Source organism: Algimonas ampicilliniresistens (assembly GCF_030159955.1).
GTDB classification, from domain to species: domain Bacteria; phylum Pseudomonadota; class Alphaproteobacteria; order Caulobacterales; family Maricaulaceae; genus Litorimonas; species Litorimonas ampicilliniresistens.
Genome location: NZ_BSNK01000001.1, coordinates 1,466,468 through 1,480,338 on the forward strand (window position 1 = coordinate 1,466,468; position 13,871 = coordinate 1,480,338).

Here is a 13,871-nt window from a genome sequence, read left to right on the forward strand (position 1 = left end):
GCTCAATCCCATTCGGGGACGAACTGGAAGAGTTCTTCAAGCGGTTCCCCAAGGACGTGGGAAAGGCGAAAAGCGAGTTCTAGTGACGGGGAGTAACGCCCCGCCTCTATCGAAATAATAGTCTGCCGCGTCGCCCCGACGCGGCGGGCCAATTCAACCTGTGTGAGATCGGTCCGCGCCAGCCGGATGCGTTTGATCTGGTTCTGGATATAAGACTTCTTACCGCCCATCAGGCCGCTCTGTAGCGCAGCACGATTACGGCATGACGTAGCAGATCCGCCCCATAACTGACCATGGTGAGCGCAAACAGGAACTGCACAGGCGTATCTAACGAAATTGGCGGCGTGTATGTTTCGCCAATAACATAGCCTAGAAGCGCTGTAACGATAACGACCCCAAGGCCAATCTGTAGCGCTGAATAACCAGCGCGCGCGCCGGCCGATTGGATTTCAACATCGCGCTCATCACGATCTAAACCCTCATTTCGGCTTTTAAGGGCGAATGCCGCGCTAATAACCGCATGGTAGATGATCGTGATGATCACGAGCTTGAGATAGAGTCCACCCAATTCTGACGGTGAGAAATTATCGGGCATGAGGGACCAACCCGGTGCCATCACTTTCCAGAACCAGACGAACACCAATCCGTCCGCGATAAGGGTGACCCAGCTTTGCCGCTCAGGCTCGCTCATATAATCGACAATAGACATTCACGCCTCCATGTAAGATATACCTTACATAGAACGAATTAGATGAATGTCAAATTTACATTACATCGATGAGCTCAGTTAAACTCAATTATGAGTTTTCTAGAACGATACGATACCGCGCCTTGCCAGATTCCAGGCGCTCAATGGCTTCATTACAGTCGGACATTGGAAAGGTCTCGATCATCGGCTTAATATCATGACGGACGCAAAATTCTAACATGGTCGCGACCATTTCGGGCGGACCCGTGTCTGATCCGGCAACCATACGCTGACCACCGATCAGGGCATTAGCGGGAATTGCCATCGGCTCCGGCACGACGCCAACCGTGATCAACTTCCCCTCTGAGCGTAGCGCGCGCATGTAGAGCGCCCAAGGCAAGCTGACATTCACAGTGGTAAGAATGTAATCGAAATAGCCACGTTCAGCCTTGATCGCGGCTTCATCTCGACTGTTGACGATCCGGTGTGCGCCCAGCTCTTTCAGCTCTGCTTCCTTATCCATGGACGAGGTAAAGGCTGTCACCTCACAACCCCAAGCATTGGCAAACTGCACCGCCAGATGACCCAGCCCGCCAATGCCAATAATCCCGACGCGATCGGTTGGCTTAAGGTCAAAGTCGAGAAACGGCGCGAAGACAGTTATCCCGCCGCAAAATAACGGCCCAGCGGATTGAGCATCGAGTCCATCGGGAAGTGGAACAGCCCAGATATGCTGAACCCTAATCCGATCTGCAAACCCACCCCGTCCCGCAATTGTCGACGTTCCCGTCTCGCAGCGTTGCTGACGACCGGACAGGCAAGGCGAACAGTGCTGACAGCTATGCGATGTCCAACCGACGCCCACCATCTGACCCACTTTCAGATGGGTGACGGATGACCCGACCTCTGCGATCTCTCCGACGACTTCATGACCGGGCACGAGTGGATACTGGCTGGCCCGCCAATCATTATTGATCATTGAAATATCAGAATGACAAAGACCACAGGCCGTGATGCGTATTTCGACCTCTTCAGCCCCAATTGGACCAGGATCATACGTGAAAGGCGCTAGCGTGCCGCCGGATTCACGCGCCGCATAGGCATTGATATCAGCCATGATCTATCTTTCTTTGTCGCGCAGCGGTTCCCTGCCCTTGATCCGCTTGGTGCGATCATACGGATTTTCATCGGACTTAATGATCAAGCGGATGGGAATCCCGGGAAGATCGAAATCCTCCCGCAATCCATTGATCAGATACCGCCGATAGCTTTCGGGCAGCTTGTCAGCGCGCGAACATTTCAACACAAAGGTCGGCGGTCGAGTTTTAGTCTGACTGATATATTTCGGCTTAATACGACGCCCCGCGACGGCGGGCGGCGGATGTCTCGCAACTTTTTCGGACAACCAGTCATTCAGCTCTGAGGTCTTTATCTTAGCCGACCAGTCATTATGAATGCGCTCAATAGCAGGCAGCAATTTATCGACACTCTTCCCCGTTAGACCGGAGAATGTGACAACAGGCACGCCGCCAAATTGTGGCAGCAAACGCCCCGCCATTTCGCGCAGCGCTTTCGACATTTCAGACTTATTCTCAACCAGATCCCATTTTGTCACGCCAATCACCATGGCGCGACCTTCGCGTTCAACTAGGCTGGCCAGCTGCAGATCCTGTTTATCGAAGGGCGAGGTCGCATCCATCAGCATAATCACGACTTGCGCAAACCGAAGCGCGCGGATCGTGTCCGACACACTCATGACTTCGAGTTTTTCGTGGACCTTGGCTTTTTTTCTGATTCCAGCCGTATCGTGGAACTGAACCCGGCGCCCCTGCCAATTGTGGTCAATCGTGATACTATCGCGCGTCACACCCGCTTCGGGACCTGTCAGCAACCGGTCCTTACCGATGAGCGTGTTGATTAGGGTAGATTTCCCCGCATTGGGGCGTCCGATGATCGCGATCCGAACCGGCGCTTCGCTAAAGTCAACCTCTTCAGGCTCGGTCAGGTCGATGCCGCGAAGTTCCATCTCGATGACGTCATCTAGATCGACAAAGCCAAGATTATGCTCAGCGGCGACTTCAACCGGGTCGCCCATGCCAAGCGAATAGCCTTCCGTGACACCCACATCCGCGGCAGAGCTTTCGACCTTATTGGCTACAAGGACGATGGGCTTGCCGCTTTTGCGAACAAAATCCGCAAAGATACGATCAAGCGACGTCACGCCCGCGCGTGCATCATAAACAAACAAGATGAGATCAGCGCCCATAACGGCGGCTTCTGTGCCAGCGCGCATCCGCGCTTCCAGCTTGTCACCTTTGGCGTTTTCATAGCCCGCTGTATCGAGCAGGGTCATATCATGACCGCGAATTTTAGATTTGGCTTCGCGCACATCACGCGTCACGCCCGGCGTATCATCCACGATAGCCAGCTTCTTGCCCGCTAACCGATTAAAAAGCGTAGATTTGCCGACATTAGGGCGGCCGACCACCGCAATTCGCGGCGCTCGGAGCTTTACGGGCGTGGAACCGCCCTCGTCTTCTATGTCTGTCACCGGAGCGCGATCAATTTGGCTTTATCGTTCAGTAGATAAACCGTCTCATTGGCAATGATTGGCGGAACCATCACGGCGTCACCAATTTTGCGCTCTTCTATGATCGAGCCATCATAAGGGTTCAGAATCATCATACGTCCCCGTGACGACGCGACAACAAGACGCTCGCCCGCCAAGACAGGGCCAGACCAAACGATACGACCCTTACGTTTCTGGGGGTTCTTAAAAGTCTCTAACTGTTGCAGCCAGATAACGGAGCCGTCGATCTTGGACAGCGCCGCGACTTTGGAATCCGTTGTAACTGTGAAAACGAAATCGCCCGCAACCCAGGGCATACCAATAGACCCGGCGGGCTGGGACCAGACCCTCTGCCCTGTACGGAAATCAAAGGCCGTCATGACCCCCGATTGGGCCGTGGCGATCACATAGCCGTCAGCAATGACAGGACCGAAGGCAATATCGTTGAGCGCGGCGAGTGGTGTCAGCCGTGTCGAAGAAGCTAATGCATCCTGCCAAAGCACGCCGCCATTCTGAGCCCGCAAGGCGACAACTTCCCCGGATGAGAACGGGGCGATGACCACTTCGTTCTGCACGGCGGGCGCAGGAACGGTCAGCATGCGCGCTGTCTCAACAATCCCCTGATACGTCCAAAGAATCGCGCCATTATCATTGGCGTCAAACGCCATAATCTCATTATCGTCAGTAATCGCATAGACGCGTCCGTCAGCCACGGTTGGAGCGGAATGAAGCGGAACCCGAATACCCTTGCGCCAAATTTCAGCCCCTGTTTTGGCGTCCAGCGCAGTTAAGACGCCCAGACCGGACGAAACATAGAGAACCCCATTGTCATAGGCCAAACCGCCGCCAACCCCGTCCTTGTCGCGCCCAGAGCCATCAAGGAACGATTGAGGATCACGGATACGGTCGATGATTGATGTGCCCTTGGTACGGGTCCGTTCACTTTCAGAGATTTCTACTTTGAAATCCCAAATACGACTGCCACTGCCCTCATTGAAAGCTCTTACGGTGCTGTCAGCATCGAACACATAGATAATCCCGTCCGCAACAATTGGCGGGGCGGCGATGAAGCCTTTGCGATCTGATCCATCGCCGACATCTTTGGACCAGATTTTCTGCAAGGGGCCGGATGCGCCTGTGTGCTGCACAACATGGGCAACATTACCGCCGACCTGTGGCCAGTCCGTATTCACGTACGCGGGTGGCAAAACGATTTGATCAGGCGTCACCGAACCGCCAACTCTCAACGTGTCATTCAACTCTAGAATTGAAATGCGGCGTTCTGAGCCTGCGACGTCGCCCTGATCGGGTCCGTCGCCACCATCAAACGGGTTAATCGCACTTAGTGTCGAGCAGCCGGACAATAGCGCTGCGGCCACGACAGTGGCCCAGATAGGTTTAAGGCAAGTCGTCATTTTCGGGACCTTCTGGCGCAGGCAATGTTGGCGTTTCGCCAACGGCTTCGGCCGTATTCATCAGGATCAGCGCCTGTTCAGCGCGACGTGCGATTGTTTCAGGCACACCTGGGATCGTATCGAGATAAGCAAATTCAGCGCGAGCTCGCTCTGGTTCGCCTTGATTGAGGGCCGCTGTCGCCAAAAGTTCACGCGCTAGAAATTCGTAGGGAGCGCCCTCATCGGCCAGACGACCAACTCTTTGTTCAACATCCGTCCAATCGCCACGATTGGCCACAATATAGGCGGCTTTTATGGCCGCCAGTTGAGAATGCCGTGGTAAATCAAACCGAGCGCTGGCTGCGTCATAAAGCCGAATGGCTTCAGCGTCATTGCCGCCATCGGCCGCGATGATGGCGGCGCGCATAAGTGACAAACCCGCATAACCGTCAGGCGCAACATCCGCGAGCGCTAGAAACGCTCGGCTCGCCTGCTCCAGCTGCCCATCTTGCAGTAATTCATCCGCTTCCAGATAGCTGAAAGACGCCGCGCGGGCGGTTCGTTCGGAATCGTAATCCCGCCATTCAAGAAATGCGACTGCGGCAACAACCGCAATTAGTAATCCGACAATAAGAGGTCCGAATTTTCGCAGGAACTTATTGTAGTCGTCCTTGCGAAGCTCCTCTTCGACTTCGGAGATGAAATCGACCATGATCTTCCCAGTTTCGTGCCGCTATCGCTGATTATTCAGACGCAACGGTTCTGGCGCTCGCTCTAACTTCGCGCCCCGCCGCTCGCAACCGCAATCGGCATGACGTTTCAGTCAGGCTATGCCCTCAATCTTTGAAAACATAGAGGTTTTCTGGCTTTGGAAACGCCCGAGCCTTCACATCCTCAGCATATTGTCGAACGGCAGCATCAATCTGGTCCCGTTGTTGACCATATTTGTGAACGAATTTCGGCACGCGCGGAAACAGGCCCAACATGTCCGGTGTCACTAGGATTTGACCATCGCAGTTCTGCGACGCGCCTATCCCTATGGTAGGAATATCAACGGCTTTGGTGACTCGCTCTGCTATCTCAGCGGACACACCTTCGACAACAACAGCAAAAGACCCGGCTTTGGCGGCCGCCTCCGCATTCTGCAAAATTTCATCTGCAACCTTCTGAGTCCGCCCGCGCGCCCTAAAACCACCCAGCACATGCATGGATTGCGGCCTCAACCCGACATGGCTCATCACAGGAATGCCGCGTTCAACTAGATAGTCGATCGTTTCGGCGGCATAGGATCCCGATTCGATTTTGACCGCCTGACATCCGGTTTCCATCATCACGCGCGACGCTGATGCGAACGCTGTTTCAGGACGTCCTTCGTAAGATCCGAAGGGTAGATCGACGACAACCATGGCCGTTCGAGACCCTCGCATCACAGCCTGACCGTGCATAATCATCATATCCATGGTCACCCCGACGGTGCTCGGCAGGCCGTGGACGACCATACCAACAGAATCGCCAACGAGGATCAGATCGCAATGAGGGTCAATGATTTCCGCTGTCGGCGCGTCATAGGCCGTCAGACAGACAATAGGTTCCCCGCCCTTACGGTCCGTGATTTGCGGCGCTGTCACGCGGCGCGTCCGGGCAACAGGTCGCGTATGCGGACGGTTTTTAGGAGGAGTCTGAGGGTGAGATGACATCAGAGGTCCGCCAATTGGTCACGAGGAAAATCGAATACAGGATCAGCCCCGGCGCGGATCGCATCAAGCAACCCGTCTGCCGTCGGCATAATCCGTAGCGCATGATATCGGGCAAGGCTGGCCATGGCCGCAGATTGGTTATCCTCGGAGTGAAGTCCGCGCGCGACTGTTCGCGCCAGCAATGACCCACTAATCACCTTCGCGCACAGTTCCAGATAAGGCGTTGCAACGCCGAGCGCATCAACCTCAGAGGCATTCAGGACAATATCCGTTGCCGTGGTCATCGTCTCCAAACCACGCTCCATCGCTGCAGCACAGACAGACAGGTCGACACCGCCTTGTCCGGACGCTGATGTCACGAGATCAATGCTTGCCCGCAGGTCGGTTATGAGCTCGCGCATCGCCTCGCCGCCATCCCGACGGAGCTTGCGACCGATCAGATCCATCGCTTGGATCCCGTTCGTACCCTCATAAATCGGCGCGATACGCGAATCGCGATAATGCTGGGCCGCGCCTGTTTCTTCGACAAAACCCATGCCACCGTGAACTTGAACCGCGATACTCGACACATCGACGCCCGTATCCGATCCATAAGCCTTTGCGATAGGCGTCAACAAACCTTCGCGCGCATGATTGCCGAGATCAGACGCTTCAGCCGTCGCGAAACAGATGGTTCGTGCGCCCATTAGCTTGGCTTTCATGTCGATGAGCATTCGACGAACGTCAGGATGATCGATAATGGCCGCACCGGGCTCTTGTCCCGGGGGAATACCTTGAACCCGCTCCTGCGCGTAATCGAGGGCCGCTTGGTAGGCGCGCTCGCCAATGGCAACGCCCTGAACGCCGACAAATAGACGTGCCTCATTCATCATCGTGAACATGCAGGACAGACCACGATTGACCTCCCCGACGAGATAGCCGGTCGCATTCATAAACTCCATGACACATGTCGGGCTGCCATGGATACCTAGTTTATGTTCTAGCCCTATCGGTTTGAAATTGTTGCGGTCTCCGAGACTTCCATCGTCATTGACGTGATACTTCGGAGATAGGAACAGTGAAATTCCACGCGATCCCTCAGGACTATCAGGCAGACGCGCGAGCACCAGATGGATGATGTTATCAGCACAATCATGGTCACCCCAGGTGATGTAGATTTTCTGACCCGTGATCGCATAGGTGCCATCGCCATTATCAATAGCTTTGGTACGAACGGGACCGAGATCAGATCCAGCCTGCGGCTCGGTCAGGCACATGGCCCCTGTCCATTCACCAGCAAGCATCTTTGGAAGATAGGTCGATTTGAGCGCATCAGTCGCATGCGCGTCGATGGCTTTGACGGCAGAACTGGTCAGCATAGGGCAAAGACCCAAGGCCATATTCGCCGCATAAAGCATTTCATTCGTGGCGACACTGACAGCACCCGGCAGGCCCATTCCGCCGATTTCGCTCGGCATGGCGACAGTCTGCCACGCCCCTTCAACGAATTGATGATAAGCTTGTTTGAAACCTGGCGACGCGATGACGTCTATACCGTCCAACGTCGCGGGGGATTGGTCACCGTCCCAATTGGTTGGAGCCAACACGTCACGCGCGAAATCACCTGCGCCGCTGAGAATAGCATCCAGCAACTCAGGTGACGTCTCTTCAAACACGTCGGACTGTCCGATTGAGTCGAAATCAACACCATGGCGAAGGAGATAGCCAATCGCATTGACGGGCGGGGTAAAACTCATTGTAGGCTCCGAATATTTTATCGCGGCTATGACATGTCCGCGAGCTGGCTCCATAGTAAAAAATTGACGCACATCACGTTGCGAAACATCACTCGTGTGCATAGGTGACCTTATGTCTCGCTATATTCTCGTTGGCCTATCCGCTCTTTTTCTTGCCGCTTGTGGAGGTGACTCGGACGCCGGGGCGAAGACGAGCACACCAACAGCAACTCCAGCCACTCAATCGACACCAGCGGCCAAGACAATGACGTCAATGGAACGGGGTGCGATCCTCTACAAACGATGCCGCGCCTGCCACACGCTCGAAGAAGGTCAGCCGCATAAGGTCGGGCCGAATCTCTGGGGCGTGTTTGGACGAACGGCAGGAACTCGCGAGGACTTCAACTATTCGAAAGCCATGATCGGCTCAGAAATTGTCTGGAACGATGAAACGCTCACAGCCTATATTGAGAAGCCAAACGCCTATATTCCGGGAAATCGGATGAGCTTTGTCGGCATCCGTAAAGTTGAAGATCAGGCTGCGTTGGTTGAATATTTGCGGGCTGAGACTGGCGGCTAAAACTTCCGCCAATAGCCAATCTTCATACCGGTCTCGAGGACCGTGCTTTCCCCAGCGACGATACCCGTATAGCCGATCTCAATATAGTCGCGCTTGCGGATGCGGTAAACGGCGCTTGCCTCAACCTCCCAGCGTCTCTGACGCGCGATGGCGAGTCGCTCGAAGACGCCCGGCTCAAACTCTCTATATCGCCCTTTGAGCAGCACCATCGACCGCTTCGTTGGCTCTCCACCAAGGGTCAATTGCGCATGGGTGCTGCCATAGTCTCCTTTGAGCGTCAGTTGTCCGGCCAATTGTGCTTCGGCAAACACATTATGACCGTGAAAGCTTCGACTCTCCCCCCAGAGAGCCCGAAGTTCTAAACTCGCCTCTCGGTTTTCGAGAGTGAGCAAAGCGGTCGGCAGGTCAATCCCATCGACATAGCTCATGGAAATCGCAACCGCGTGACCTTCGCGCCGGCTCAGCTGGTATTGCAGGCCAGCCGATACAGAGGATGGTTTCGAGAAAGATATATCGAGACCTTGCCCGACAATCTGCGTATCCTGCCAGTCGAATGTGCCGATCAAAGCGATCCGGGACGTCAGACCCAAATTCCCATAATTTTGTAGGATGCGTTTCGTGTAGATCTGCAGTGGGACCTGCTCACCCGTTTCGTCGATCGCCGTGTCCGCGTCCGTTAACACGTAGCCGCCAATAACCTCACCGTGCCAAGGGTCCGGATTCCAAGCAGATGCCTGCACCTCTGGCACAGACGCCAAAAGCAAAATTAAACCGTATGTTGTTTTCGTAAGCCCCCACACGCGTCGATCATATTCATCTCGCCTCGGCCGGGTCAAATGCTATAGCGTGTCAAATTCGCTTCAGTAGCTCACGATGACCATCAGGATCCAACATTCATGAAAATCGCCTTCACTGCGAGCCAGAAACCCGGAGCGAAGGCCGTCATGGATGGGTTCGTGGCGCGCTATGGTAATGTGGATGCGGGTGATGCTGACGTGATCGTCCCTATTGGTGGCGACGGATTCATGTTGAAAACGCTGCGCCGCTATACATCGCTGGTCAAACGGGGGCTGCCCGTCTTTGGGGTCAATCGCGGCACAATCGGCTTCTTGATGAACCGGATGGATATGGAAGACCTGCCAGAGCGAATCCGCCAAGCCAAACAATCAACCGTGTCGCCCCTACGAATGGACGCAACGGCGATCGGCGGCACCGTGTCTGAACTCGCTTTCAACGAAGTCTCCCTCTTCCGCCAAACGCAGCAAGCCGCGCATATTCGAATATTGGTCGACGGACAGGTTCGGCTCGATCACCTGATTGCGGATGGTGTGCTGCTCGCAACACCAGCCGGGTCGACAGCCTATAATCTATCCGCGCACGGACCCGTTATTCCTTTGGGCGCTGACATTCTGGCTCTAACGCCAATTAGCGCCTTCCGCCCACGGCGCTGGCGCGGCGCCCTACTGCCTAATTCCGCAAAGGTCAGCCTTGAAGTGATTGATCCCGAACGTCGGCCAGTATCTGCAGCGGCTGATAATCAGGAACTTCGGCAGGTAACACGGGTCGATATAGAGCAGGATCACGCAACCCAGATCACGCTCTTATTCGACGCCGACCACGGGTTAGACGAACGAATTTTGCGTGAGCAATTTGCAACTTAAATCGCGCGACTAAACAGGCCTTTAAATAGCTCTGGGGCCTAGCCCCTCATCTAGCCAATCCATCCAGACGTCACCGTGAATATCCGCCGCCGGATGGGTGGCCACGCGTTCTGTCATGAGACGCTGGAATTTCACACGCGAAATTGATGCGCCGCTTCGTTCAATGTCTCGGAACGCAACGGCGCTCGCCATCACCAACTCGCAGGCAGCCTCTCCCAAACCGGATCGTTGCAGTAAGGCGGACAGGGCAAAGGGTCGGGAATCAAGCACAATCATACCCGCCTTGGTCGCAGAAATGCCGACCAAATGCGCCAGTGCTAGTTGCGCAAACCGCCAGTCACCTTGCCCCGCCGAGCGCGCTATGACGGCTTCGTCGAGTTTGCCTGCCGCGAAGAGAGCCGTGACATAGGCGTTCAACGCGTCAGGCGACCAATCAGCCGCCGTCCAACTGGCCCGGGCGCGTTCGCCCGTGTCAGACGCGATTTGCGCATGATCTGAGGTCTCAGGCTTCAAGGCTTCATCGACGTCGGCAATCTGTAAATCGATCAAGCGCGCCGCCAGATTCTGAGGCATATCTTGGCGACGAAGCGATGCCTGCCGGATCAAGTCATCTTGTTCTGCAAGTTCGACGAGACGCTCTGCATCGGCTTTCGAAATCAGCGCAGTATCATTGGCCGCCAGTGTAGCGACAGCAGCACGATCGCCAAAATTGATCACGGCACCACTCACGCGTTCTGAAAGCCCCTGACGACCGGCGACAGCTTGCATCTTCGCGGCGGCACGGGACTGGAACACAAGGATCAGATCATCATCGTCCACCATGGGCGAGGTCGAGAGCAGCGGAACGGCAATACTGTCGACATCATTGATCAGGCGGTTGGCAACGGATTTGGGTAGGTTTTTGGAGAGTCGTAGCGTGACCGCCAGCGCACGGCGAACTTCCTCCGCGACATCGCGCGATAACACATCAAAAATCTGACGTGCCAGACGCGCTTCCCCCTCAGAGAGAGTCGCGTCGCGGACCCAGCGTCCAATGGCTTGCGTCGCCAGAGCACGCGTCTCATCGGACGGGCTCGCGACGGCTTTTTCGATTAAGTCTTTTGATATTGGCCCCAGCGCCACGGCAAGTCTCCGAACGGGTTCGGGACAGAGCTATGCCGACAGGGTTAATCGCCGATTACGAAACAGTATTGGGAGGGAAAGAATGGTACCGCCGCCTGGAATCGAACCAGGGACCTCTTGCTCCACAAGCAAGCGCTCTAACCAACTGAGCTAAGGCGGCATCATTGCGCGCGCCGTTTAGCCAAACGGCGCGAGTGCATCAAGCAGCGATTGCGGCAGTCCTCACATTGGACGAGCCGAATTTGCTATTATGCGTCTTCTGGAATGTCGAGCGTGCGGTAGCCTTGGCTACCCAGCTTCTGTTGTGCGGTAATATAGTCGGACAGCTCTTGCGCACGCCGTTCCGGTGTTGGGTGAGTTGAAAGAAATTCCGGCCCCCGTGACGGACTTTCAGCCCCCATTTTTTCCCACAAACGCACGGCTTGGTACGGATCGTAACCCGACTTCGCCATGTAGCGAACGCCTAGACGATCTGATTCGAGTTCTTGGCGACGGCCATAGGGCAGCACGACACCGAGCTGAAAACCCATGCCGAGTGCGGCTTGAAGATATTGTGTGTTGCGACCAGCGCTTTGCATACAGTCATTATACTCTCGCCGAGTTGTGGCCTGCTTACAGCGCTTCTGGAGTTGAGACCCGGCCAGAATCGTTCCGCCCGCAATAGCGAGCTGACCCAGCATCATTTGGCTATAACGCTCACGTGCATGAGCGCCTGCAACATGGCCGACCTCATGGCCCATAATCGCCGCGATCTGATCGTCATTATCGGTGAAATCCATCATACCTTTGTAAAATCCGACACGGTTACCCGGCAAAACAAACGCATTCTTTGTATCCGAATCAAACACCGCATAATCCCAGGGTTTATCTGCGCGACCCGCACCCTGAGATATTCGTGATCCAATATTACGCAGACGTCCCATGTATCGTGGGTCGTTGGTTGTTGGCGTTTGGCGTTTGACTTCCGTCCAGCTCTGAGCCGCTGCATTTGCGAGCGAGGCTTCGCTCGGCGCAAACGCGGTGAATTGGGATCGCCCGGTTGCAGCATTAGTTGTGCATGACGCCAGCGCGCCGCCTGCCGCAACTGCGCTACCCGCGCCGATATATTTAAGGAACTGACGTCGATAGAGCGCTTCAGGGTCAGGATTGAGGGGTGTGTCCACAGTTGTGGGGTTATGCGCATTACACATAAGCGTCTGTCCTCCTTCGACCTAGCTAATCAGGTCAGTCATTCTTTAACGGTCTCACAGAGCCTATCGTTCCCGCGCACGCTCTGCAAATCAGCGATTGTCCACTTGTTAGACGGCCTGAGCTGAAGCGAGGATGAAGGCAGATCAAAACTCGAAGGCTTTTTAAAACAATCACTATTTCAGCAGATTAGAACGGTCGCCTCACTCAAACTCCATTGTCGCTGCAAGCGGCAGAAACCGTTTCGCGTCAGAATTCCATATTGAGGCATACTTTCACCCTATTACAGCCATCCAAAGGCACAATATAGGTGACGCTTGTCTCTCTAGGTTTGTAAACGGGACGAAAAGGAGCCGCTACTATGGGTATTTCCGATCCAGTCATCGATGAGCAGACCCCGGCGGCCGATTTCACAATCGAGCAACGATGGGAACGTTATACGGACGAAGAACACCAGGTTTGGGACACGCTTTATCATCGTCAAATCGAGATGTTGCAGAACCGTGCCGTGGAAGAATTCCATGCTGGCTTAGGACTACTTGATCTCGGAGCAGGCGGAATACCGGACTTAAATGTTATCAACCCTAAACTCCGCGAATTGACGGGATGGACTGTCGTTATGGTCCCTCACCTAGTTCCGGATGAAGTTTTCTTCGAGCACCTAGCCAATCGTCGCTTTCCATCTGGGCGTTTCATTCGGAAGCCTGACCAGCTCGATTATCTCGAAGAACCCGATATCTTTCATGACATTTTTGGCCATGTGCCAATGCTGACCCTACCGGTCTTTGCCGACTATATGCAGGCCTATGGACAGGGTGGATTGAGAGCGCAGTCCCTTGGGCGACTGAAGGAATTGGCCCGCCTATACTGGTACACGGTTGAGTTCGGCCTCATTCAAAGGCCCGAAGGTTTGCGAATATACGGGGCCGGCATCGTTAGCTCCGCTGGTGAAACGCCATTCTCACTCGAAAGCGATTCACCGAACCGTATTGGCTTCGATTTGGAGCGGGTTATGCGGACCGACTATAAGATCGATGATTTTCAGCAGCTCTATATTGTCATCGAGAGCTTCCAACAGCTTCTTGATGCAACACAGCAAGACTTCACGCCGCTTTACCAGGCTTTGTCTGCTGATACGTCCCGGTATAGTCTGACAGATCTGCAAAGCACGGACACTGTTTTACAGAGAGGGACTCAATCCCACGCAACCGGGCGGTAAATCCGTGAGCTGCGTTACTCGGGCAATATTCAATCCAG

The 13,871-nt window shown here is 54.8% G+C and carries 14 protein-coding genes and 1 tRNA gene; 3 read left to right on the forward strand and 12 right to left on the reverse strand.

The window, feature by feature from the left end; genetic code table 11:
- Window positions 1–2: 2 nt before the first annotated feature.
- From QQL54_RS06940 to QQL54_RS06975, 8 genes are all read right to left on the reverse strand, one after another.
- Complete coding sequence (locus tag QQL54_RS06940; RefSeq protein ID WP_284389010.1) at window positions 3–230, reverse strand: helix-turn-helix transcriptional regulator; 228 nt, start codon at window positions 228–230, stop codon at window positions 3–5.
- The gene (locus QQL54_RS06945) at window positions 230–709 is read right to left on the reverse strand and encodes a hypothetical protein (protein ID WP_284389011.1); all 480 of its coding nucleotides are present in this window, start codon (window positions 707–709) and stop codon (window positions 230–232) included. The genes QQL54_RS06940 and QQL54_RS06945 overlap by 1 nt, the downstream gene beginning before the upstream one ends.
- Window positions 710–797: 88 nt before the next feature.
- Window positions 798–1,805, reverse strand: coding sequence for an NADPH-dependent aldehyde reductase Ahr (gene ahr, locus QQL54_RS06950; RefSeq protein ID WP_284389012.1), 1,008 nt, complete (start codon window positions 1,803–1,805; stop codon window positions 798–800).
- A gap of 3 nt (window positions 1,806–1,808) precedes the next feature.
- Window positions 1,809–3,239 (reverse strand): ribosome biogenesis GTPase Der, encoded by a 1,431-nt coding sequence (der, locus tag QQL54_RS06955; protein ID WP_284389013.1) that lies wholly within the window; start codon window positions 3,237–3,239, stop codon window positions 1,809–1,811.
- Window positions 3,236–4,672 carry an outer membrane protein assembly factor BamB family protein gene (locus QQL54_RS06960; RefSeq protein ID WP_284389015.1) on the reverse strand — a complete coding sequence of 479 codons (1,437 nt, stop codon included), beginning with the start codon at window positions 4,670–4,672 and terminating at the stop codon, window positions 3,236–3,238. The genes der and QQL54_RS06960 overlap by 4 nt, the downstream gene beginning before the upstream one ends.
- Window positions 4,656–5,363, reverse strand: a complete 708-nt coding sequence (locus QQL54_RS06965; RefSeq protein WP_284389017.1) for a tetratricopeptide repeat protein — start codon at window positions 5,361–5,363, stop codon at window positions 4,656–4,658. The genes QQL54_RS06960 and QQL54_RS06965 overlap by 17 nt, the downstream gene beginning before the upstream one ends.
- 124 nt (window positions 5,364–5,487) lie before the next feature.
- Window positions 5,488–6,348 carry a 3-methyl-2-oxobutanoate hydroxymethyltransferase gene (gene panB / locus QQL54_RS06970; protein WP_431355919.1) on the reverse strand — a complete coding sequence of 287 codons (861 nt, stop codon included), beginning with the start codon at window positions 6,346–6,348 and terminating at the stop codon, window positions 5,488–5,490.
- The gene (locus QQL54_RS06975; protein ID WP_284389020.1) at window positions 6,348–8,084 is read right to left on the reverse strand and encodes an acyl-CoA dehydrogenase family protein; all 1,737 of its coding nucleotides are present in this window, start codon (window positions 8,082–8,084) and stop codon (window positions 6,348–6,350) included. The genes panB and QQL54_RS06975 overlap by 1 nt, the downstream gene beginning before the upstream one ends.
- 112 nt (window positions 8,085–8,196) lie before the next feature.
- Between QQL54_RS06975 and QQL54_RS06980 the strand changes: the two genes are divergently transcribed.
- Entirely contained in the window at window positions 8,197–8,643 is a 447-nt protein-coding gene (locus tag QQL54_RS06980) for a c-type cytochrome (RefSeq protein ID WP_284389021.1), read from the forward strand.
- Here the strand turns inward: QQL54_RS06980 and QQL54_RS06985 are convergent.
- Window positions 8,640–9,401 carry a hypothetical protein gene (locus QQL54_RS06985; protein ID WP_284389023.1) on the reverse strand — a complete coding sequence of 254 codons (762 nt, stop codon included), beginning with the start codon at window positions 9,399–9,401 and terminating at the stop codon, window positions 8,640–8,642. The genes QQL54_RS06980 and QQL54_RS06985 overlap by 4 nt on opposite strands.
- Before the next feature lie 138 nt (window positions 9,402–9,539).
- On the opposite strand from QQL54_RS06985, the gene QQL54_RS06990 reads away from it, so the two are divergent.
- On the forward strand, window positions 9,540–10,304 hold the full coding sequence (locus QQL54_RS06990) for an NAD kinase (protein WP_284389025.1): 765 nt from the start codon (window positions 9,540–9,542) through the stop codon (window positions 10,302–10,304).
- A gap of 21 nt (window positions 10,305–10,325) precedes the next feature.
- Here QQL54_RS06990 and QQL54_RS06995 read toward each other — a convergent pair whose 3' ends face one another.
- From QQL54_RS06995 to QQL54_RS07005, 3 genes are all read right to left on the reverse strand, one after another.
- Window positions 10,326–11,426: a DUF2336 domain-containing protein gene (locus QQL54_RS06995; RefSeq protein WP_284389026.1), complete on the reverse strand. Its 1,101-nt coding sequence runs from the start codon at window positions 11,424–11,426 to the stop codon at window positions 10,326–10,328.
- A gap of 83 nt (window positions 11,427–11,509) precedes the next feature.
- Window positions 11,510–11,586, reverse strand: a tRNA-His gene (locus QQL54_RS07000).
- Window positions 11,587–11,674: 88 nt separating this feature from the next.
- Window positions 11,675–12,589 (reverse strand): M48 family metallopeptidase, encoded by a 915-nt coding sequence (locus tag QQL54_RS07005; protein WP_284389027.1) that lies wholly within the window; start codon window positions 12,587–12,589, stop codon window positions 11,675–11,677.
- A 386-nt stretch (window positions 12,590–12,975) separates the two neighbouring features.
- On the opposite strand from QQL54_RS07005, the gene phhA reads away from it, so the two are divergent.
- A complete protein-coding gene (phhA, locus tag QQL54_RS07010; protein WP_284389028.1) occupies window positions 12,976–13,833 on the forward strand; it encodes a phenylalanine 4-monooxygenase in 858 nt (285 codons plus the stop codon).
- Window positions 13,834–13,871: the final 38 nt, after the last annotated feature.

Bases quoted from the DNA above. Each gene is read 5' to 3' on its own strand.
- QQL54_RS06940 (WP_284389010.1), bottom strand. From the start codon at position 230: ATGGGCGGTAAGAAGTCTTATATCCAGAACCAGATCAAACGCATCCGG.
- QQL54_RS06945 (WP_284389011.1), bottom strand. From the start codon at position 709: ATGTCTATTGTCGATTATATGAGCGAGCCTGAGCGGCAAAGCTGGGTC.
- ahr (WP_284389012.1), bottom strand. From the start codon at position 1,805: ATGGCTGATATCAATGCCTATGCGGCGCGTGAATCCGGCGGCACGCTA.
- QQL54_RS06960 (WP_284389015.1), bottom strand. From the start codon at position 4,672: ATGACGACTTGCCTTAAACCTATCTGGGCCACTGTCGTGGCCGCAGCG.
- QQL54_RS06965 (WP_284389017.1), bottom strand. From the start codon at position 5,363: ATGGTCGATTTCATCTCCGAAGTCGAAGAGGAGCTTCGCAAGGACGAC.
- panB (WP_431355919.1), bottom strand. From the start codon at position 6,348: ATGTCATCTCACCCTCAGACTCCTCCTAAAAACCGTCCGCATACGCGA.
- QQL54_RS06975 (WP_284389020.1), bottom strand. From the start codon at position 8,084: ATGAGTTTTACCCCGCCCGTCAATGCGATTGGCTATCTCCTTCGCCAT.
- QQL54_RS06980 (WP_284389021.1), top strand. From the start codon at position 8,197: ATGTCTCGCTATATTCTCGTTGGCCTATCCGCTCTTTTTCTTGCCGCT.
- QQL54_RS06990 (WP_284389025.1), top strand. From the start codon at position 9,540: ATGAAAATCGCCTTCACTGCGAGCCAGAAACCCGGAGCGAAGGCCGTC.
- phhA (WP_284389028.1), top strand. From the start codon at position 12,976: ATGGGTATTTCCGATCCAGTCATCGATGAGCAGACCCCGGCGGCCGAT.